Below are 21,403 nucleotides of genomic sequence, written 5' to 3' on the forward strand. Positions count from 1 at the left end.
AGCTTTCAAGTAAGATACATCATGCACAGCTATCTAGACGTATAGGTCATCGTCATCTGAATGTGCAGCAGTGGCGACGTCATCAAGCCCCGTTGTAACATCAGCATTCAATTTGACCAAAAACTTCAATTTCTGTGTCGCATCAATCGCCGTTGGCCAATCTTGCTCTTGGTAAGCAGTCTCAAAACGCTGAGACTGGTTTGCCAAGCGCGATGTAATCTGAGGATGTAGCTGCTGCAAGGCTAAAAGGTCTTTGCCTACAATAGCGTCATCTAAATCCATACGCATTTCCATCGCATCTTCTAAAAAATCCAAGTCTGCGATGGAGTGTTCTAGATTTTGCGCTTGATCAGCCATACCTAGTAGGTAACCAGCACGGCTATCAGGTGCACTCAATGTTTGGTAGGCTTGATTTATAATGGCAGAATACTGCTCTGATTGCTGCTTGGCTTGCTTAGTATCTGCTAGGTTCTTTGCAACATTATCAGGATGATAGCGTTTTTGTAGCAGACGTAGATGCTGATCGAGACTGTCTTGATTGACTTCAAATTGTACAGGTTGCTCAAATAGGGCAAAGAAGTTATCAAATAGTGTTTCTGGAATCGTATCTGTCATATCTTACGCCTTGCTTTTTTATTTGTTTTTAAAGTCTTAATCTGGTGCTTCTACCAAATATATTAGTGCATTTATATCTTTTGTATTGATTCATCACAACGGGTGCATCAACCTGAAAGCCAGTTGATTGAACCATTAAACAGTAAAAGACTCACCGCAGCCACATTCACCTTTTTGGTTAGGGTTAGTGAACTTGAAACCTTCGTTTAGACCTTCTCTTTCATAATCCATCAACAGGCCATCTAAATAGACCAAGCTTTTAGGATCAATAAAAATGCTAACGCCGCGGCTTTCATAGCGCGTGTCATTTTCATCAGGTATATCTACAAACTCTAAAACATAAGCAAGGCCTGAGCAACCCGCTGTACGGATACCCACTCGAATACCTTCACCTTTGCCGCGATTGTCCAAAAAGTCTTGAACATGCTGAGCGGCGCGTTCTGTCATTTCAATCATGCCAACTCCCATTGACTATTAATCGTAAATATCAATAAATAAACTATGTAAACTGGCAAGCGAAGTTACGAGTTTGCCAAAATAATATGCTAATAGTTTTTAGAAAATAAAAGGTGACAATTACATAAGTGTCATTGTCACCTTTTTAGCGTTAGTAACCATCTGATGTATTACTACTTTAGCATTGCTAACAAAACACAGCGCAGACGCTAGTAGGTTTGGCTTAGATAGTGGCTTCTTCTGCCGCTGCTGCTACGCCATGCTTACCTTTATAGTCGCTAATAGCGGCTTTAATGGCATCTTCTGCAAGTACAGAGCAATGCACTTTTACTGGTGGTAACGCTAGTTCTTTAGCGATATCGTTGTTTTTGATTTCGCCAGCTTGATCCAAGCTTTTGCCTTTTAGCCACTCAGTAACGAGCGAGCTTGAAGCAATTGCTGAACCGCAGCCATAAGTTTTAAAACGTGCATCTTCGATAATACCGTTATCATCGACTTGGATTTGTAGACGCATTACATCGCCACAGGCTGGGGCACCGACCATACCGGTACCAACGTTTTTGGCGTTTTTGTCAAGTTTACCAACGTTGCGTGGGTTTTCGTAATGATCAATAACTTGGTCACTATAGGCCATGGGGTTTTCTCCTAGTTAGATGATGAGTAGTCGCGTATTAACTTTAAATATCTAACTACTCATCGATAATTGGGGTCAAACATTTAGTTAATAAAAACTGGATTTTTAATTGTCTGATCAATCGTTTAATAAATATATTTGAAGCTGTATTACTGTCTGTGCTTGATTTTAGTGCTCAGCCCATTCGACTGAATTCAAATCAACACCTTCTTGGTACATATCCCAAAGTGGCGATAGGGCACGTAGTTTATCAACAGCTTCATGCAGTTGCTTGATAACAGTGTCGATGTCTTCTTCAGTCGTATAACGACCAAAGCTGAAGCGGATTGAGCTATGCGCCAATTCGTCTGGGCGACCGATAGCACGTAGTACATATGATGGCTCAAGCGTCGCTGATGTACAAGCTGACCCTGATGATACCGCTAAGTCTTTTAGCGACATCATCAATGACTCGCCTTCAACAAAGTTAAAGCTGATGTTCACAATGTTTGGTACGCTGTTCTCAAGATCGCCGTTCAGATAGATCTCTTCGATATCTTGTAGGCCATCCCAGAGTTTTTGACGCAATTTTGCAACATGGGCATGATCTGCTTCAAAGCTCTCATTGGCTAAAGCAAACGCTGCGCCAAGACCAACGATTTGATGCGTAGGTAATGTACCTGAACGCATACCGCGCTCATGACCACCGCCGTGTTGCTCTGCTTTTAGGCGAATACGTGGCTTACGACGTACAAACAATGCGCCGATACCTTTAGGACCATAGGCTTTATGACCTGAGAAACTCATCAAATCAATCTTCATCTCTTCAAGATTGATTTTTACTTTACCAACAGACTGTGCGCCATCCACGTGGAAAACCACACCGGCTTCACGAGTGATTTCACCAATCGCTGTAACATCTGTGATCGTACCAAGCTCGTTATTTACCATCATCAGTGATACCAAAATTGTATCCTCACGTAGCGCTTCTTTCACTTGCTCTGGCAAGATAAGCCCCGTGCTTGGTTGCGGCTCAAGATACGTAATTTCAAAACCTTCTTGCTCAAGCTCACGGCACGTATCTAGCACGGCTTTGTGCTCAATTTTGCTGGTGATGATGTGTTTACCACGAGACTGATAAAAGTGAGCTGCGCCTTTAATGGCTAGGTTGTCAGATTCAGTTGCACCAGAAGTAAAGACGATTTCGCGTGGGTCAGCGTTGATGACTTCAGCCACTTGTCCGCGAGCAGTTTCTACGGCTTCTTCTGCTTGCCAGCCATAGCCGTGCGAGCGCGAGGCTGGATTACCAAAGATGCCATCTACTGTCAGATATTCGCTCATCTTAGCCGCTACTGATTTGGCAACTGGTGTGGTGGCGGCATAATCTAAGTATATAAGGTTGTTATGTTGGCTCATGCTGGGTTTGCCTCACTGTTCGATAGAGTAATAGTATTGATGTCTTTTGTGGAAATATCTTTTGTAGAGGTGTGCTGACGTTCTGATACTGACTGCACATTTTCCATATCTAATAATTGAGCTAATGTTATATTTTTCAAGTACTGTTCAATATGATTTGATAGTGCACACCATAGGTCATGGGTCAGGCACATTGTACCACCTTGGCAGTCACCGCGTCCTTCACACTGCATCGCATTAACGGATTCATCGACAGCAGATATAATGCTCATCACATCTATCTCGTTCAATGGCTTGGCTAGGTTATAACCACCAGCTGCACCGCGAATACTGGTCACAAGGCCACGTTTGCGTAGCTTGGAGAATAACTGTTCGAGGTAGGAGATAGAAATTGACTGCCGTTTAGCGATATCAGATAGAGATACTGCGCTCTCTTGTTGACTGGTCTGTAATGCCAAGTCTAGTAAAGCAGTAACGGCATATCTGCCTCGAGTAGTTAAACGCATGTGCTATCTCCAAACTTTTATGTCATTTTTATTTAATAACGATCTTGGAAAGGGATAGATACAGTCAATAATAGATCAATATAAAAGCTGTCAATCATATCCGTTCAAGTTGTGTCTTATCGTTATTAAACAACAGATGGTTAACCCGATGTGTGCAACGATTAGGTCAATTATACTTAATCCTGAGTAATTTGGTCAAGATTAAAGTGTGATTAAATGGTTAATCGAGCTTATCGCTATGATTGATAAAAACAATGGTGTTCGGGATGTGTGTATGAGCGGGGAGAGATATCTTATCTTTAACAATTCGATATTGGCTAATTTATGATTTGAACGTAAGTTGTAGCAATATCGAACAAGCCAGAATGTAACAATCTAGAGAAAAAATGAGCGTCCATTACCTTTAATAGACACTGTACGCTCATTTATATCTGAAATCATAGTTTGGTAAAAATCAATTGATAAAAGCTAAGTTCGAATAAAATCAGCTCATAAACAGTGCGATGACTGAGCCAATCATAACAACCAGCGCTACCATAGTGACAATCATAAAGGTCTTTTGCTTACTCTGTAGCTCTTTAACTGTGGTTTCAAGTTCGCGGTTCTTGATGGTTAATGTGTTGATTTGGGTCTGTTGTTCTTTGATACGCTCTTTATAATGGTCTTTCTTTTCCGCCATTTCAGCATCGGTCGGTTTGGTTTTGGCTTTGCCACCTTTGATTTTTCTGATCAGACCCTGAATCAGGCTACCAAGACCAAGCTGCATAATGAATTGTTTGACCAGCTGTACTTGAACAGATTCACCGCGCATCTGTAATTTTTCGGTCGTCTCTCTATCGTGAGTGGTGATGGCATTAATCACTTGAATGCTATAAGCATTGATAACGACATCAGGTTCGCTACGGCCAACAGGCAACTCGGCATCCAAGAGTACGCCTTTGGTACTAAAGGTGGCAAAAACCTCAACATGAGGCAAATATAAGCGCAACGCTACGACCGTACCTTGCTTGGCAAGTGGATAAGCGGCTTTACGTAGTTCGGGATCCAAACGTAACAATAGTGTCAGCGCCGACTCGATGAACACCAGAATAATATTAAGAAGAGAGTGAGACAACGTAGAACGCTTCATGTAAATAATCCATTTTTTTATTTAGCAAATCAAAGTTATGTAATAAACTTAAGTTTATTTTTACCCGAAATTTGCAGTGGTATTTTGTTTATAGTAACGCCTTTATAATAAAAAGTAACGCTAGTTTCTGTCAGTGGTAAAATTATTACAGTACAATCTAGCAGTTGATAAAGACATTAAAATTTATGACTGGTAATGCACAGACACCAACTGACAACTGTTTTAAAGAGTAAACAAATAAGCTGATTCATTGTTTGAATGAGGACAGTTTGCCTGTATATAGGTTGCAGATGTTTTGCGTAACATTGGGTGTCAAATAAGTAGTTGATGGCACAAAAAGATGTAAAATCGCTTGCACTCCTTATGCTGCCTTGATATAAAGACGATAACAAAGCGAAACCTGTTAATACGCCAGTCAGGTAGTTTTTATTGCGTAAGTACCACGAGAGCGTTACAATGCTTGGCGTGAGCGTTTATTACCCCCTTAAACTTGAAGGAAATTTTATGAATAAGTCAGAATTAATTGATAGCATCGCAGACAAAAGTGGTCTAAATAAGACTCAAGCTGGTGATGCTTTGAATGCTGTTATGGAAAGTGTTGGCGAAGCTTTAGAAGCTGGCGATAGCATCTCTTTGGTTGGTTTCGGTACTTTTAGCGTAAAAGACCGCAAAGCACGTACTGGCCGTAACCCTAAGACTGGTGAAGAGCTAAGCATCCCTGCAAGCAAAGTACCAAGCTTCAAAGCTGGTAAAAACCTAAAAGAGCGTTTGAACTAAGCCGCTCTATGGTAGATGGTCGCTTTGGCTGATGTCATAAGCTAAGCACCGAAAAAGCACCTAAATATTAGGTGCTTTTTTTGTCGCTATAGTTTATCTCATACAACGTGAATATTTTGAGTATATACGAAAAATCACGTATCATAGGGCGCGCGATAGATGCGTTGTTTAAATAAGGTATTGTCACTGAACCTTGTTTTCCCTAATAAAATGTACACGTTCTTCCTCTTACCATTGCCGGCTTAAATAGCATTGATGTTAGCAGGTCGCACTCGACAGCTCCTAACAGTATTACAATGGTTTTTCATCAATATAGGTTAATAAAGCAGAGATAACTATGGATAAATTGCGCGATTTCTTAAAAAGCTGGCCAGGTCGCATTTTATTGATTTTATGCCTATCGCCACTGGCTCTATTGGGTGTCGAAAGCTATTTTGGCGGCGGGGTTGATCCCAACCAAATCGCTCAGGTGGGTGAGGCAAGCGTAGGGTTGTCCGAGTATCAGACTGCCGTCAATAACCGTCGTAGCGAAATACTAGAGCAAGTTGATGATGCCAGTTTATTGAATGAAGACGTACTGCACGAGCAGGTACTAAAAGGTCTGATTGATCGTACATTACTAGAGCAGCAAGCAGGTAAGCTTGGTATGACAGTCTCTGATGACACGATCAATCGTTTGCTGCGTGAAGAAGAAATATTCAAAGATGCTGATGGAAACTTTTCTAACGATCAGTTTGCAAACTTTTTGCGTCAGCGTGGCATGACCAAAAATCAGCTGTTTGCAGAGTTTCGCAATCAGTTAAGCTTGGATCAGTTGAATGCGAGCATCGTTGGTACAGCCGTCTATCCAATGCAGGCAGTTAGCCAATTGATCGACTTGCAACTAGAATCACGCAACGTCTGGGTACATCGTTTTGATTGGCAGGACTATGCTGATCAGGTCAAACTGAGCAAAAATGATATTCAAGCATATTATGATGCCAATAAAGACACGCTAAAAAGCGCGGCAATGGTCAACTTGGCTTATATTCAGCTTAGCCCGCAGACCATCAAAGTCGATGATGTGACAACAGAAGAGTTGCAGCAGCAGTACGAAGCATATAAGCAAAGTCTGGCTGCTGATGATGAGCGTAGAGTGAGTCAAATACTGTTAACAGGTGATGATGCTAAGGCAAGAGCAGATAAAGTTAAAGCTCGCTTGGCTAAAGGCGAGTCTTTTGCTGCTGTGGCCAAAGCAGAATCGGATGATCCTTCAGGAGAAGCAGGCGGTGACATTGGTCGCTTTAATCCGTCAGTATTTGGTGGTGACGCCGATGCTGTTGAAAAAGCACTAGAAGGCTTGAGCGTTGGAGATGTGACAGCCCCTATCAAGACCAGCTTTGGCTATCAGATATTCACAGTCACTGAAGATAATGGCAAAAAGATTCCAAGTCTCGATAGTATGCGTGCTGAGCTGACGGCTAAGGCAAAAGAGTACAAGCGTCAAGAAGTCTACGCGGATAAAGTAACCTCGATTAATGATTTGGCAGCAGATGGCTTTAGTATCGAAGATATTGCGCAGCAAGAGAATGTCACGCTAAAACGTATCAAAGATTATCGTAAAGAAAATAACAAATCAGTATTATCGCAACCAGCAGTGATCAAACAGGCCTTTGACGAATTTACGATTCAAGATCAGGCCGTGACGGCAGGTATAGAAGTTGGTAACGGTACGGTATGGGTACAACCAAGCAACTATCGCCCTACGACCACACTGAGCTTATCTAGAGCAACGCCAAGAATCACTCAGATATTGCGTCAGCAAAAAGCCACAGCCTTGGCGCTAAAAGAAGCGAAAGCTGTCGCTGCTGGTATCAAAACGCCAGCTGATATTGCTAAGCAGTCAGTAAGTTTGCAATCTTTGGGTGAGATTAATCGTCAAACAACGTTGCTAACTGATAAAGAGCGTGGATTGGCCTTTAGCAAGCAAGCTGCCAATGATGGCGTAGTCGCGCTCGCTAGTGAGACTGAAGCAGGTGCAACGCTATTGGTTGGTGATCGCATCAAGACTGAGCAGCAGTCACCACTATCTGATATGCAAAGAGCGCAAACGGCCCGCATCATTCGTGACAATTTAGGTCAAGATCAGCTGCAAGACTACTTAGATTATCTACGTATGGTCTATCAAGTTGAGATTAACGAAGCCAACATGGCAAATGCACAAGGGCGCTAAGCGTTCGCTGTATGGTTACTCTTAATTATTAAACGCAAAAAAGCCACTGTAGCGATGCAGTGGCTTTTTTTATTGGGTAATACTTTAACTGTAGTGACCACGAATACGATAAAAGCAGGGGACAGGACTCTTTTTTGCCGCTTCATCGTTAAAAATAAGCGCTTAGAATGACTAAACTTATTATTTTTAACATCGAATCGCCTAAAAAATAGTCGCTGTCAGTGCCATGGTCGAATGTTCAACACGCCCTAATTCCAGACTTAAACTAATAGATGATTGTTTAGTGGCGGAAATGACGCATGCCAGTGAATACCATCGCAATACCGTGCTCATTAGCGGCTGCAATGGTCTCATCATCACGCATAGAGCCACCTGGCTGGATAATAGCTGAGATACCTACTTCAGCAGCATTATCGATGCCATCACGGAATGGGAAGAAGGCATCTGAGGCCATAACGGCACCTTCAGTGGCCAGTCCAGCATGCTCGGCTTTGATAGCAGCGATACGGGCTGAGTTAACGCGGCTCATTTGACCTGCACCAACACCGATAGTACGTTGACCTTTCGCATAAACAATGGCATTCGATTTGACATATTTTGCCACATTCCAGCTGAACAACAGATCTGCCACTTGCGCTTCAGTTGGTTGTACGTCAGTGACGATTTTTAGATCGTTTGCCGTAATCAAACCAAGGTCTTGCTCTTGTACGAGTAGGCCGCCATTGACGCGTTTGTAATCAAGCTGACTATCACGCTGATCTGGTGCTGGTAGTTCACCACATACTAATACGCGTACGTTTTTCTTAGTAGCAGTCGCTTCAAGTACACCGTCTTCAATGCTGGGTGCAATGATGACTTCTACAAATTGATTATCGATAATGGCTTTTGCAGCAGCAAGCGTCAGTGGACGGTTGAAGGCGATAATGCCGCCAAAAGATGACTCAGGATCGGTGCTAAAAGCAGTGCGATAAGCAGCTACTTGGTCATTATCTACCGCGACACCGCAAGGATTGGCGTGCTTAACGATAACGCAAGCTGGTGCACTAAAGGCTTTAACACACTCAAGGGCTGCGTCAGTATCAGCGATATTATTGTATGATAGCGCCTTACCTTGCAGTTGCTTAGCCGTTGCAATAGAAGCTTGCTGGCTTTTTAAAGGATGATTTTCAGTGTAGAAAGCAGCGTTTTGATGTGGGTTTTCGCCATAGCGCAGATCTTGCGCTTTTTCTAGTTGTACATTAAATGTGCGTGGGAAGTTTTCTGGTTCCTGCGTCTCATTGACACGGCTGCCTAAGAAGTTGGCAATCATACCATCGTACTGCGCAGTATGCTCAAAGGCTTTAACCGCTAAATCATAACGTAGAGCCGTTGTCAATTCAGTGCCACCATTTAAAGCAGTCAGTACGCGATCATAATCAGCAGGATCGGTCACGATGCCTACATGGGCATGATTTTTTGCTGCTGATCGTACCATGGTAGGGCCACCAATATCGATATTTTCGATAGCATCGTTCATCGTCACGTCAGCACGTGCAATCGTTTCAGCAAATGGATATAAATTCACAACAACCAAGTCAATACGTTCGATTGCGTGCTCATTCATGACAGCATCGTCTGTACCACGACGTCCCAAGATACCACCATGAATTTTAGGATGCAGGGTCTTAACACGGCCATCCATCATCTCAGGAAAGCCCGTATAGTCAGACACTTCCGTCACAGCGACATTATTTTCTGTAAGTAATCGATAGGTACCGCCAGTAGAGAGTAAGCCAAAACCTGCTTTAATAAGGCCTTGAGCAAACTCAACGATATTGGATTTATCAGAGACCGAGAGTAGGGCAAGTGGGGTTGTACTCATAAAAAATCTTCCATAAAAAAAGCCTGACGTAAACGTCTGGCAAGGTGATGATGGCAACAACGGTAGACTATATCGCGATAGATAAAGCCATGCACATTGAATTGCCATGCATGATGATTAGCAATAATGGGTGAGCACATATAGCAGTGCTACATTAAGTCGTAAGTTTTGAGTTTTTTGCGTAAAGTGCCACGATTGAGGCCTAAGATTTGTGCACACTTGGTTTGATTGCCGCGAGTTTTCTCTAGAACCACTGACAATAGAGGCTCTTCGACTTGCTTTAAGATAAGCTCGTACAAGTCGGTAGGCATCTCATCACCTAGCATAGCGAAATACTGGCGAACGACGCGCTCAACATGTACACGCAAAGGCTGCTGTGCGCTACTCGCAGCACTTTCTAACGGGAACTCAATATCGTGAGCGACAAGGTGATGATCTTCTTTATTATAGTCGGCAGGATGCTCAGAGCTCTTAGCAAAATGATGGGCATGATGCTGTGCATGAGGTGCCATAAGATAATATCCTTGAAATGAAAAAAGAGTCAAACCATAAGATGTCAGAATAATAGTATATCAAATTAATATCGTCTAGCGCTGACAGATTGACGGCTATCTTAAAGTCAGCGATATGTCAGGCTCATTCTATTACTAAAAATAACATTCAATAAAGTGGTGTCATCGTAATTTCGCGAATTTGTGCATTGTCAACGGGTATGGTAAATAGTAGTTGTCTGTTATTACTAGCAGCTAGCTGGCTTGGCTTACCCAATAAATAGTCGTTAGGCGCTGCTATAAACTCTCCAATGAGATTGTCTGTCCCATAAACGCTGACTTTTATATTTGGATAGAGCTGTGCTTTTGTGCTTTGGTTGTTCAATATCGCGCTGATATCGCTAAATGTACCTGTGGTTTTAATTTGACTTGATCGATGACTTGGATTGGTAATAGTCAAAGCTGTCAGATCAGCGCTTGGTAAGCTACATGCCGCAATAGAGCATACCGTTTGGAGGCGCTGCGCATTGGCAGGGTTTTTGACTAACGTCTCTAGGTTAAACATAACATACTGCGCGGCAAGTAATAGTGCTAATACTAAGCATCCCAGTATCCAGAGGATAGATGCAATTGAATGGGTTGTGGCTGTTGGCGCAAACTGTGCTTGCGCCTTGTTTGCACGTTCTGTAACAGAATTTTCTTCTTCCCTAAGAGGTACACCCATATCTATCAGTAGTTGTGATAAATCTGTGCTATCTACTGATTTGGCTTCGCGTTTATTTTGTTCCTCAAGAAGTGTTTCTAGCCATGAGTCATCAGCTGTGTCGTTGATACTCGCATGAATATCATTGGCAGCAGTTGAGCTCAGTACTTCTTGAGTCATTGAGGAATGTTCTGTTGCAATACGATCGGTATTGGTTTTAGAAAGTGTGTTTGTCGCGTTGTCAGTTGTCGTCGCAGCATTGGTATCGCTCACTTGCGTCAACCAAGCATCCATGCTGTCTAGTGAGTCGTATTCTACAATGCTGTCTTCTGGCTCATCGATATCCATATCATCATAGATTAAGTCATCATGAATCAATATATCAGCTGAACGTTTTTTATGGAGTGAGGACTTTGCAGTATTTGATATATTAGATGCTTGATTACGACTATTGGTGGAGCTTTCAGGTCTATTACTCAGCTTGGATTGAGTCTCGTGATGTGCTGTAGCAGTATTATGTTGAGAGGAGAAGCTGTTGGAGGTATCAGGGGTTACAATAAGGTGTTGATTGACCGAAAAACTTTTTTGGCACTGAGTACAGTTAATAGTAGCATTGGCTTTATTTAGTTGATTCTGTTGCACTTTAAAGCAAGCTTGGCAATGAGGGCACTGGGTTTTCATTGGGGTGGTCATAGGGTCGAATCCAAAAAAGTATGGTTATCTATACCGCTTAGCCACTCACCAACAGCTACCATGCTTTTTGAAATTCTATAAATCATGAGCAACGACAGAGTGGCGCCAAACCTGTGACGTTTGACTGCCCTCTATCGTAACAGATGTAATTAAATGTTGCTAGCTAGTAAATGTACCAGATAAACGCTGCCAATGCTGGTCCTCTTGCGCGGTAAAGGCATGCTTTGGATCGAGTGCAAAATAGGGTTGATAAGCTTCCATGACTTGTTCAGTCTGTGACTCGATTAAACCGGCCAGTACGATTCGACCTTTTGGTGCAATCAGGGTTAAGAAATAAGGGGCCAAACTAATCAATGGTTTGGCCAAAATATTGGCGACAATCACTTCTACAGGCAAAACATCATGTTGTGAGCAGTAATCTGTGAACTCTTCGGGCAAGAACGCTTGCAGACGGTCACCGACATGATTACGCTCGGCATTTTGATTGGTTGCGAGTACAGCTTGTGGATCGATATCGACTGCATACACTTGGCGTGCACCTAATAATAGAGCGGCGATACCCAAGATGCCTGAGCCGCAGCCATAGTCGATGACCACTTTATCTGTCAGGTCTTGCTCTGTTAACCAGTCAAGACAAAGACGAGTCGTGGCATGATAGCCAGTACCGAAAGCTAAGCCTGGATCCATAATGATATTGGTCGCCTCTGGATTGGGCGGTGTGAGCCAGTCTGGCACAATCCACAAGTCATTAGCGCATTCGATAGGATGGTAGTTACTCATCCATTCGCGCTCCCAATCCTTGTCATCAACAGCCGTTAGCCAGATACGAGTAGCCTGTACTTGTGCGGCAATTTCATGACTCAGCTGCTCAACTGCTTGACGGCTACCATCATCAGTGGTGGCATCAAATAGCCCTGTCAGTATGACTTCATCCCATAGCGGTGACTCACCGGGAAGTGGTTCAAACAAAGGCTGATCACCTGCATCATCTAAGGCAATAGATAGTGCGCCAGCTTCTAATAAAAGCGCTTCAGCCAAATCGACGTTTGATTTTTCACATTGTAAATGCAGTTGTTGCCATGCCATAACGATAACCCTAAGCTAAAAAAAATAAATGTATGTTTTGGATAAATGATAACTGTAGTGAGCGGTTATTAGCGTAAAGCTCGTCTTGCTTCACTAACGACGCGTGAGTTACCTTGAGCTTGCCCTGATTGTAAAATGATTTGCCACAGCGCTCGTCTGCGACTGGCATTTTTAGAAACACTAAGGCCACGACGTGCCATCGCTTCTGCCTTACGAGGTTGGTTCTTTTTCAATGCCACTTGCGCCAGATAAAAATATACGGCAGACGACTTGGGGGCCAAGCGCTGTGCACGGGTAAAGCTGTTTTCAGCATTCGTTAATTGTCCTGATTTCAGTTGATTAACGCCTACCTGCATCAAGTTACGAAATGCAGGCAAGTTACTGTTATTACTTGCTGATTGTTGAGAGCGTTGCTGTGAGTTTTTTCTTGCCTGCTCTAGTAGATCATTGTGTGACGGTGCTGAGGGCTCAGAGATGATATAGTCATTGCGTGATGGTATGGCAATACCCAGATTAGGCTCTGTCACCACTGGAGTAGGCGGCTCAAATACAGGCGTTTCTTGGGTCAATGGGTTCGGCGACTCGAGCTTTTCGGGTGGAGTATAAGGCTCAATAGGGTATTCGTTCTCATCATCTGCTTCAACGATGGGTGCCTGAGTCACAGTGGTGGTCGATGTCACTGGCGGCTGTGATGATGGGGTTGTTTGAATAGGTGTTGTTTTCATCGCAGCTGAGCTATCTGGCGCAGTCTGGCATGCGCTGAGGCTTAGCATGCTACAAACAATGCCACCTACAACTAGAGTATTCACTGACGCAAATTTTTTCTGCCACCAAGACATTGTTTGTGTCACAGAGGCAGACTGCTGTAGAAATGAGACCATATTGAGACCTTTTTTAAATATCAGACGCTACATTTTAAAAATAATGTTAAAACCATTCAATAGCACGGTCATACCATGTGTCAGCGCGGTCTTGACCTTCATTATTTTGTCCATTACTGTCCTCTGAATCACCAGCATCAACCGCTTCACCGTTTGGGATATCTAAACCTTCGCGACGACGTTGCTCATTGATCGCGCTCTGCTGATTTTGGAATTGAGATTGCTCGCGAGCACGGTCTTGTTGATACAAGCTAAGCGCGCAGCTACTGGCTTCCTCTGGTAAATGTGCTGACATGACAGGTAAGTAGCGAGCATTGGCACAACGTTCGTTAGACAGCTTGCCTGAGTTGTTCTCGAGCCACAACCATTCGATACCTTCTGGCTCTGGTAGCGCTACTGGAGTGAGTTTGAGGCGTTTCATATAATCGACCCAAACCGGTAGAGCACCAGTACCACCACTCAAGCCAATGGGCTTGTTGTCATCACGACCAACCCAAACAACACTGACGTAGTTGCCACTGTAGCCTGCAAACCAAGCATCACGGTAGTCGTTTGTCGTGCCCGTTTTGCCGGCGAGATTCAGATTGCTGCCAAGTGATTGAGCCCGTCTGGCGCTACCGTTTGACACCACTTGTTGTAGCGCATAGTTGGTCAAAAAGTTGGTCTCAGGTGGAATACTGCGCTGAGTATTGAGTCCGGTACGCTGCAAAATACGACCGCGATCATCAATAACCGTGCGAATACTATGAATAGGTGTGCGGAAACCGCCAGTCGCAAAGACTTGGTAAATACCTAACATGTCCATCGGGCTCAGATTGACAGACCCTAATAGCGCCGATGGGTATGCTGGTATTTCTTCTTTAACCCCCATGCGTTTTAGCTGTTTGGCAAAAGTATCAACCCCAAATTCCATACCTAAGCGTACCGCCGCTTGGTTATAAGATTGCGACAGTCCTGTGGTCAGTGGTACATAGCCATGATCACGGTTGTCATAATTCTTAGGACTCCAATCGGTACCATCATTCAGATTGACTGTGATAGGTGAGTCATCCACCGAGCTTGCTAAGTTATAACGACCACTCTCAAGCGCGGTCATATAAATGATTGGCTTCAATAAAGAGCCGACTTGACGCTTGGCATCAACTGCTCGGTTAAAGCCTGTGAACTCACTGCCACTACCGACGACAGACACCAATTCGCCAGTTTCAGGATTGGCACTGACGAGCGCGCCTTGTAAGTCTTTGGTTTTGCTACCGCTACGGCGCAGCTCGCCCAGTTTTCTATCAACCGCCTTATCTGCTGCCAACTGAGCAATAGGGTCTAGGGTACTAATGATGATTAGACCTTCATTTTTGAGATCATCAGAGTAATAGACATCATTGAGCTCACGTTTGACGATGTCCAAAAAGTCAGGGAACTGGCTCTTGCCCTCAGCAGGCTTGTCCACGATACCGAGCGGCTTTTTTAAGGCTTTGTCATAGTCCTCTTGACTTAGCGTGCCCATTGCGAACATGTTACCAAGCACCACGTCACGACGAGCTTTTGAATCATTTGGATTACGACGTGGGTTGTAAATACTTGGGCCTTTTGCCATACCAACTAGCATGGCTTGCTGATCTATACGCAGCTCGTTAAGTGGTTTATCAAAATAGAACTGTGAGGCCAAACCAAAACCATTGATAGAGCGATTGCCGTTTTGACCCAGATAAATTTCGTTCAAATAAGTCTGTAAAATTTCATCTTTACTATAATGCAGCTCAAGCAGTACCGCCATCAACGCCTCATTGGCTTTGCGTTTTAGGGTGCGATCAGAGTTGAGGTAAAAGTTTTTGATCAGCTGCTGGGTGATGGTCGAGCCACCTTGCCTAGCACCACCAGTAAAGTTATTGATTACGGCACGGGCGATACCGCGTATCGAGACGCCTTTATGCTCATAAAACGCGCGATCCTCGGTGGCAATCAATGCATCAATCAGTGGCTGAGGCACGTCATCTAAAGAGACAACCATTCGATCTTCGTTACTGTCTGGATAGATACCACCGATACTCACTGGCTCTAGACGAATGATGCCACTTTTGGCAGGTAAGGTGCTTTGAATAGAGTCAACTTTATTGCCAGCAAGGGTCATTTTGATGACTTGCTCAGCATCTATATCGCTTGAGCTATAGGTAAAGCCGCGCGTATGGATAAAATAAGTATTACCCGATCTATGATAAGTGCCAGTACGATCATAAGACTTGTTGCTTTGATAATTAAGCAACTCTAGCCACGTTTTCATCGTATCTCTATCGATATTGGCACCCTGATATAGCTCAAGTGGCTGTGAGTACACTTTAGCTGGAATGTCCCAGCGCTTGCCTTCAAACTTATGGGTAATGGTGCGATCAAGCTTGACCAAATACAGTGCAAATAGCACCATGCCAGCGATGATAGTAATTAAGAGAAGACTACTAAATACCAAGCCGCGCTGCTGTGAAGGTAAGGTATTCCTAGCAGGCTTAGATGATGGTGATAGCTTGGTATTTGGTAACTTAAAATTGGATTTTTGCACGGATGTCGCACCATTTTTGGATAAAAAACTGCCTCATAATGACGCAAATTGACAAATTTTTCAATCTATCATCGTCAACACAGACATACATTGGGATTAGACCATAAGCATTGGTACTGCCTAGGGTGATTGCTTGTAGTATAATCTCTACTAAAATACTGATACTTGTAATCAAGTATCAGCATCTTTCAATTGGGCTAATAAACGCCATGTAAGATAACAATCTATGATAAGTACCATGATGTATTTTGTATGAATCCGCCGTTGCTAGTTATTTGCTATTAGCCATTTGTTATCAATATTGTGCTACTAACAATAGTGATATTCATGTGATGAAAAGTGGCTCTGTTGCACGACGTACAGTACAGTCAATCAGAGCAAGTTTGCCTTAAATGAATGCATTTTGAGCAAGCCTGTCAAAGGAAGTAAGCGCGACTATGTCTAGTATCCCATCATCAGTATCATCTGCTACCAATCATCCTTATAAAGACAACTCCATCACTGATGGCTTGGTGCTACCCCTTGCTGATCACTGCTTCCATTGCGGTGATCCAGTGCCCAAGCCGCCGTTTCATACTGAGATTCTAGGCAAGTCGCGTGAGATGTGTTGTATGGGCTGTCAGTTAGCAGCTCAGAGCATCGTAGAGGCTGGTCTTGAGCAATATTATCTTGACCGTTCGGAGATTAACCGTACAGCAAGCTTACCGACCCAGCTGACGCGTCTTGAGGTATATGATCATGACGAGATAAAGTCGCAGTTCGTATATGCGCAAGATGGGCTGTCGGTGGCGGAGCTGTCTGTTAATAATTTGCGCTGTGCGGCCTGTACATGGTTGATTGAGTCACGTCTCGATGAGCTAGAAGGCATTAGTAAGTGTCAGGTGAATTTGACCAACCAGCGTATGCGGGTCATTTGGAATGAAGATAAGTTACCGATTAGCCGCATTTTAGCGGTCATCAATGAGATTGGCTATGATGCCAAGCCTTATCGGCAAGATACCCATGAAGCCATGCTGGCGCGTCATAACAACCAAATGCTATTGCGTCTTGGTATCGCGGCACTCGGTTCAATGCAGGCAATGATGTATGCCGTTGCGCTTTATTTTGGTGAATATAGCGACATGTTGATATTTCAGCGTGACTTTTTGCGTTGGGTGTCTTTATTTGTTAGTACGCCTGTTTTCTTTTATGCCGGTATTCCTTTCTTTACCTCCGCATGGTCAGCGATTCGTGCGCGCCAGGTCAATATGGATGTGCCTGTTAGCCTTGCTTTGATTATCACCTTCTTTGCCAGTTTATATGCCACCATTACTGGGCAAGGGGAGACATACTATGACTCCGTCAGTATGTTTATTTTCTTTTTGTTGGCAGGACGCTATATCGAACATAATGCCCGTCTAAAAGCTGCGACCATGGCCAATGATCTGGTCGTAGTAGAGCCAGTATTGGTACAAAAAGTGGCTGAAGACAAATCAGCAGCAGAGCGTATTTTACAACTGCTGAAAGAAAATGACTCTCAACAAGGTGACGCCATCGAAAATGAGGCAAAAAAGGTATCAGATGCGACGACAGAAATGATGCCTAACTTTATGAAGGGTGTTGATGCCAATGTTCATCAGCTCACATCGGGTATTGCTCAAGATTGGCAGCAGTCACGTCATCAACAAAATGCGTTATCACAGGTAGAGGAAAATATAGCATCAAAGCAGATGGTGACGGCTCATAGCTTGCAAGTGGGTGACATTATTTTGGTTGAAGCGGGTTCTGAGATTATCAGTGACGGTATTTTGTTAAGTCCTACTGCAACAGTCTCGCAAAGCCTACTGACAGGCGAAGGTGATTTAATCATTAAGTCCCAAGGCGATTATATTGTTGGCGGTGCGCAAAACGATAGCCAGCCGTTTGAGATGTTGGTGACGGCATTACCAAAAGACAGTCAAATAGGGCTGATTGATAGACTGATGAACCGCGCCATGAGCGAAAAGCCTAAACTTGCACAGCAAGCAGATAAACTGGCACGTTGGTTTGTGGCGCGTATCTTAGTGCTATCAGTTTTAGTGTTTGTTGGCTGGTACATTGTCGATCCAAGCCAAGCTATTTGGGCAACAGTCGCCGTATTGGTTGCCACTTGTCCTTGCGCCTTGTCATTGGCGACGCCAATTGCTTTGACTGTTTCAACCAATCGTCTGGCAAGCTATGGTTTTTTGACGACTCGCGGGCATACGCTGCAAACATTGGCTGAAATTACACATGTTGCTTTTGATAAAACAGGTACGCTTACTTATGGGAAGCCAAATTTATTAAATATTGAGATAATCGAGCCAGTAAACCAGACTGATTCTGATAACTCAGCATCAACAGCACAAAAAGATAAACTATTAGCAATCGCAGCTGCCCTAGAAGTAGGGAGTCGTCATCCGATTGCACACGCGCTGCTTACCGCTGCCTATCAGTTACATCTGCCATCGACGCAGGCCATGCAGCATTATCCCGCAGGCGGGGTAGAAGCCATGATTGATGGCATGGTATATCGCATTGGTCATGTGAATTTTGCGTTAGATAAAACCAGTGGCAGTACCAATGAGGTCAATACGAGCAATGATTTGAACATTGATTTGGTCGCTCAGCGTGCCAGCTCCGCCGTTGTCTTATCGAGCCAGAAACCTGATACAAATGACTGGCAAGCGCTGGCGTGCTTTTATTTTAATGACAAGGTACGTGATAGTACCCAATCGATGCTCGATACACTCAAAGGTCTAGGCATTGAGTCTGTGATGTTGACGGGGGACCCAAGCCCGCAAGCGCTCGTGATGGCTGAGAGTTTAGGCATGCAGACCGCTTATAATGGCTTATCACCGACTGACAAGGTCAACCATATCCAGCAGTTACAATCTAAAGGCGCTGTCGTACTGATGGTGGGTGATGGCATCAATGATGCACCAGTGTTAGCAGCGGCAGATGTATCCACCTCGATTGCTGGTGCTGCAGATTTGGCACAAGTATCTAGCGACAGTATTATCTTAAATGGGAAAATTGAGGCCATCACTGCGGCCAAACGTATCTCTGATAAAACCGAACGTATTATTAAGCAAAACTTCCGCTGGGCTTTGGCTTATAATAGTATCGTGCTGATACCAGCGGCTTTAGGGTATGTACCACCATGGCTTGCTGCCATCGGCATGTCACTTAGCTCATTGTTTGTGGTGTTAAACGCGCTACGCCTGAAACGGGCTTAGTTGAACTATAGCTCTCAAAGTTTGCCCATAAAAAAACCGCCTGCAACTATCAATAGCTCAGGCGATTTTTTTTATACAGATTTACTATCGAATTATTTGATTAGTCTTGTAGATAGCTGAGCAGACGCATAAATTCGATATACATCCAAACTAGCGTGGCAAGAATACCAATGCTGAACAACCATTCGTAGTCTTCTGAGATACCCATAGCAACACCGCGATCGATATTGTCAAAATCTAATAATAGCGTAAAAGAGGCAATAACAATCACAAACAAGCTAAAGCCGATAGCGATAGCACCACCTTCAAACAAGAATGGCAAGGTTGAGCCAAATACTAGAGACAGTACCCACTGTGCTACATAAACTAGCATGATAGCGATAACGGCTGAGGTCACGATAGAACGGAACTTTTCAGTAACTTTTACCAAACCTGAGCGATACAGTCCTAGCATGACTGCTGCTGTGACGAAGGTCGCACACATTGCCGTGACTGGGACGGTTGGATACATTCTCATGAAAAATAATGAGATACCGCCCAAAAAGATACCTTCTAGCAAGGCATAAGGCACCGCCAACGTCTTTGCTTTTTGTGGTTTAAAGGTAATAAAAAGAGCAAGAACAAACGCAGCAATCATGCTACCAAAGGCTGCCATGGTAATAAAACCTTGCGATAAACCTGCCATAAGCGCATAAAAGAAAAAGCCCACACCAGTAATAGCTGATAACCCAAGTAACAGGCTGGTCTTTTGAATAACGCCTTTGACCGTCATTGGATTACCGCCGATCGCAAGTTCTGCGCGACTGACAATAGGATTGGCCATACATAAGTCCTTAATAATAAAATATAAAAATAGAGATGCTGCTACTTTAGCAAAACCGCCGTTATTGTCAACTGTGTTTGCGTGACAGCCGTTACAGCTCAACCTAGTAGTCTCAAAACCCAAGCAGACAAGCAAGCATGAGTAAGGCATCTGATATATTTTATATGGGGCCAGTTACGACAGTTAACAACGATAATTCATAAACATGCTAGTCTAAGCGCGCATTTATCGCTATTATTACCCTGTACTTCACCGTTATACCGAGTCGTTTTATGGAAAACTCAGCGCAGTCAGCAAGATTGCCACACTTACACGAGTCAGAGCTGTTCCACGCTATCAAAAATCCTGCTTTTAGGCGTATTGGTTTGATGGGCCGTGCTGGTAAACGCAGCGTCACGCGAAGTCTGGTACAGATTGCTCAAACCATCAATGAGATGAACTTGACGTTGATCATGGATGTACAAACAGCCAACTTACCAACGCTTAACCTCACAGAAGTAGAAAGAGTCAAAATCGTTAAGCGTGGCTTGATTGGTGAGATTTGCGATTTGGTCATCGTTGTTGGTGGTGATGGGTCGATATTGCATGCTGCCGAAGCATTGGCACGCTACCGTGTCCCAGTATTAGGGGTTAACCGTGGTCGTTTGGGGTTTTTGGCAGATGTAAAGCCCAACGAAGCGGCTTTTAAATTACGCCAAGTATTGATGGGCGATTATCAGCTGGATCATCGGTTTTTATTGACGATGGAGATACGAGAAGGGCGTAAAATCATTCATGAAGACATGGCGCTGAACGACATCGTACTGCACGCTGGTAAATCGGTACATATGATCGATTTTCAGATGAAGATTGATGGACATGATGTTTACAGGCAGCATAGTGATGGCCTGATAGCAGCGACACCGACTGGTTCAACCGCTTATGCTCTATCTGGTGGTGGCCCCATCATTCATCCCAGTATGGATGCGATTTGTCTTGTGCCTATGCACCCACATACGTTGTCTAGTCGCCCGATTGTTGTCAGTGGTAATAGTGAGGTCTGTATTCGTATTCATGAAGACAATCGTACGCAGCCGATGGTCAGCGCAGATGGCAAACCAAGCGTACCGCTTGAGCAAGAACAGCGCTTATATATTCGTAAGCACCCTGATAAGCTCACTTTACTGCATCCGCCTGGATTTGACTTTTATGAAGCCTGTCGTACCAAGCTGCACTGGAACGTACATGCCGAAGAATTCAGTCTGGATGTCGATGATGATATTATAGATGATGAATGAGCGCATCTATTAGAGCATGTTTTCAAATCGTCCAATAGCCATCAAAAAATATGATGAAAAAATAGTAGTGGAGAGTA

17 protein-coding genes are annotated in these 21,403 nt (G+C 43.8%); 4 read left to right on the top strand and 13 right to left on the bottom strand.

The features are described 5' to 3' along the window. Window positions 1-33: 33 nt before the first annotated feature. From hscB to CUR83_RS05010, 6 genes are all read right to left on the bottom strand, one after another. Window positions 34-615, bottom strand: coding sequence for a Fe-S protein assembly co-chaperone HscB (gene hscB / locus CUR83_RS04985; RefSeq protein ID WP_284719229.1), 582 nt, complete (start codon window positions 613-615; stop codon window positions 34-36). Window positions 616-750: 135 nt separating this feature from the next. Beyond that, entirely contained in the window at window positions 751-1,071 is a 321-nt protein-coding gene (iscA, locus tag CUR83_RS04990; RefSeq protein WP_284719230.1) for an iron-sulfur cluster assembly protein IscA, read from the bottom strand. A gap of 223 nt (window positions 1,072-1,294) precedes the next feature. After that, window positions 1,295-1,705, bottom strand: a complete 411-nt coding sequence (iscU, locus tag CUR83_RS04995) for a Fe-S cluster assembly scaffold IscU (RefSeq protein ID WP_284719231.1) — start codon at window positions 1,703-1,705, stop codon at window positions 1,295-1,297. Window positions 1,706-1,873: 168 nt separating this feature from the next. Beyond that, entirely contained in the window at window positions 1,874-3,100 is a 1,227-nt protein-coding gene (locus tag CUR83_RS05000) for an IscS subfamily cysteine desulfurase (protein ID WP_071003520.1), read from the bottom strand. After that, window positions 3,097-3,606 (bottom strand): Rrf2 family transcriptional regulator, encoded by a 510-nt coding sequence (locus CUR83_RS05005; protein ID WP_223333573.1) that lies wholly within the window; start codon window positions 3,604-3,606, stop codon window positions 3,097-3,099. Before CUR83_RS05005 ends, CUR83_RS05000 begins: the two co-directional genes overlap by 4 nt. A 484-nt stretch (window positions 3,607-4,090) precedes the next feature. Continuing rightward, window positions 4,091-4,735 (bottom strand): hypothetical protein, encoded by a 645-nt coding sequence (locus tag CUR83_RS05010; protein WP_284719232.1) that lies wholly within the window; start codon window positions 4,733-4,735, stop codon window positions 4,091-4,093. Window positions 4,736-5,191: 456 nt separating this feature from the next. On the opposite strand from CUR83_RS05010, the gene CUR83_RS05015 reads away from it, so the two are divergent. Both CUR83_RS05015 and CUR83_RS05020 read left to right on the top strand, forming a co-directional pair. Continuing rightward, the gene (locus CUR83_RS05015; RefSeq protein ID WP_161808411.1) at window positions 5,192-5,512 is read left to right on the top strand and encodes an HU family DNA-binding protein; all 321 of its coding nucleotides are present in this window, start codon (window positions 5,192-5,194) and stop codon (window positions 5,510-5,512) included. 337 nt (window positions 5,513-5,849) lie between these two features. Then, a complete protein-coding gene (locus tag CUR83_RS05020) occupies window positions 5,850-7,724 on the top strand; it encodes a SurA N-terminal domain-containing protein (RefSeq protein ID WP_284719233.1) in 1,875 nt (624 codons plus the stop codon). A gap of 280 nt (window positions 7,725-8,004) precedes the next feature. Here the strand turns inward: CUR83_RS05020 and purH are convergent, their stop codons facing one another. The 6 genes from purH to mrcB all read right to left on the bottom strand — a co-directional run bounded on the left by purH (window position 8,005) and on the right by mrcB (window position 15,990). Further along, complete coding sequence (gene purH, locus CUR83_RS05025) at window positions 8,005-9,585, bottom strand: bifunctional phosphoribosylaminoimidazolecarboxamide formyltransferase/IMP cyclohydrolase (protein ID WP_093068915.1); 1,581 nt, start codon at window positions 9,583-9,585, stop codon at window positions 8,005-8,007. A 149-nt stretch (window positions 9,586-9,734) separates the two neighbouring features. Next, window positions 9,735-9,998: a DNA-binding transcriptional regulator Fis gene (gene fis, locus CUR83_RS05030; protein WP_227674247.1), complete on the bottom strand. Its 264-nt coding sequence runs from the start codon at window positions 9,996-9,998 to the stop codon at window positions 9,735-9,737. 247 nt (window positions 9,999-10,245) lie between these two features. After that, window positions 10,246-11,472: a DUF3426 domain-containing protein gene (locus CUR83_RS05035; RefSeq protein ID WP_093068918.1), complete on the bottom strand. Its 1,227-nt coding sequence runs from the start codon at window positions 11,470-11,472 to the stop codon at window positions 10,246-10,248. Between the two features lie 159 nt (window positions 11,473-11,631). After that, window positions 11,632-12,558 carry a 50S ribosomal protein L11 methyltransferase gene (prmA, locus tag CUR83_RS05040; protein WP_284719234.1) on the bottom strand — a complete coding sequence of 309 codons (927 nt, stop codon included), beginning with the start codon at window positions 12,556-12,558 and terminating at the stop codon, window positions 11,632-11,634. A 68-nt stretch (window positions 12,559-12,626) separates the two neighbouring features. Then, on the bottom strand, window positions 12,627-13,439 hold the full coding sequence (locus tag CUR83_RS05045) for a tetratricopeptide repeat protein (protein ID WP_071003527.1): 813 nt from the start codon (window positions 13,437-13,439) through the stop codon (window positions 12,627-12,629). Between the two features lie 46 nt (window positions 13,440-13,485). Then, window positions 13,486-15,990 (bottom strand): penicillin-binding protein 1B, encoded by a 2,505-nt coding sequence (gene mrcB / locus CUR83_RS05050; protein WP_284719235.1) that lies wholly within the window; start codon window positions 15,988-15,990, stop codon window positions 13,486-13,488. A 437-nt stretch (window positions 15,991-16,427) separates the two neighbouring features. Between mrcB and CUR83_RS05055 the strand changes: the two genes are divergently transcribed. Next, on the top strand, window positions 16,428-19,226 hold the full coding sequence (locus tag CUR83_RS05055; protein ID WP_284719236.1) for a heavy metal translocating P-type ATPase: 2,799 nt from the start codon (window positions 16,428-16,430) through the stop codon (window positions 19,224-19,226). A 100-nt stretch (window positions 19,227-19,326) separates the two neighbouring features. Here CUR83_RS05055 and CUR83_RS05060 read toward each other — a convergent pair whose 3' ends face one another. After that, window positions 19,327-20,049 (bottom strand): Bax inhibitor-1/YccA family protein, encoded by a 723-nt coding sequence (locus tag CUR83_RS05060; protein ID WP_071003531.1) that lies wholly within the window; start codon window positions 20,047-20,049, stop codon window positions 19,327-19,329. A 272-nt stretch (window positions 20,050-20,321) separates the two neighbouring features. On the opposite strand from CUR83_RS05060, the gene CUR83_RS05065 reads away from it, so the two are divergent. Next, a complete protein-coding gene (locus CUR83_RS05065) occupies window positions 20,322-21,326 on the top strand; it encodes an NAD(+) kinase (protein WP_071003532.1) in 1,005 nt (334 codons plus the stop codon). Window positions 21,327-21,403: the final 77 nt, after the last annotated feature.

The sequence above is a fragment of the Psychrobacter pocilloporae genome (genome assembly GCF_029872915.1).
GTDB lineage: Bacteria > Pseudomonadota > Gammaproteobacteria > Pseudomonadales > Moraxellaceae > Psychrobacter > Psychrobacter pacificensis.

Coding starts and splice junctions, on each gene's coding strand:
- iscU (WP_284719231.1), bottom strand. CDS start 1,705: ATGGCCTATAGTGACCAAGTTATTGATCATTACGAAAACCCACGCAAC.
- CUR83_RS05010 (WP_284719232.1), bottom strand. CDS start 4,735: ATGAAGCGTTCTACGTTGTCTCACTCTCTTCTTAATATTATTCTGGTG.
- purH (WP_093068915.1), bottom strand. CDS start 9,585: ATGAGTACAACCCCACTTGCCCTACTCTCGGTCTCTGATAAATCCAAT.
- CUR83_RS05035 (WP_093068918.1), bottom strand. CDS start 11,472: ATGACCACCCCAATGAAAACCCAGTGCCCTCATTGCCAAGCTTGCTTT.
- CUR83_RS05005 (WP_223333573.1), bottom strand. CDS start 3,606: ATGCGTTTAACTACTCGAGGCAGATATGCCGTTACTGCTTTACTAGAC.
- CUR83_RS05065 (WP_071003532.1), top strand. CDS start 20,322: ATGGAAAACTCAGCGCAGTCAGCAAGATTGCCACACTTACACGAGTCA.
- prmA (WP_284719234.1), bottom strand. CDS start 12,558: ATGGCATGGCAACAACTGCATTTACAATGTGAAAAATCAAACGTCGAT.
- CUR83_RS05060 (WP_071003531.1), bottom strand. CDS start 20,049: ATGGCCAATCCTATTGTCAGTCGCGCAGAACTTGCGATCGGCGGTAAT.
- iscA (WP_284719230.1), bottom strand. CDS start 1,071: ATGATTGAAATGACAGAACGCGCCGCTCAGCATGTTCAAGACTTTTTG.
- hscB (WP_284719229.1), bottom strand. CDS start 615: ATGACAGATACGATTCCAGAAACACTATTTGATAACTTCTTTGCCCTA.
- CUR83_RS05000 (WP_071003520.1), bottom strand. CDS start 3,100: ATGAGCCAACATAACAACCTTATATACTTAGATTATGCCGCCACCACA.
- CUR83_RS05055 (WP_284719236.1), top strand. CDS start 16,428: ATGTCTAGTATCCCATCATCAGTATCATCTGCTACCAATCATCCTTAT.
- CUR83_RS05020 (WP_284719233.1), top strand. CDS start 5,850: ATGGATAAATTGCGCGATTTCTTAAAAAGCTGGCCAGGTCGCATTTTA.
- CUR83_RS05045 (WP_071003527.1), bottom strand. CDS start 13,439: ATGGTCTCATTTCTACAGCAGTCTGCCTCTGTGACACAAACAATGTCT.
- CUR83_RS05015 (WP_161808411.1), top strand. CDS start 5,192: ATGCTTGGCGTGAGCGTTTATTACCCCCTTAAACTTGAAGGAAATTTT.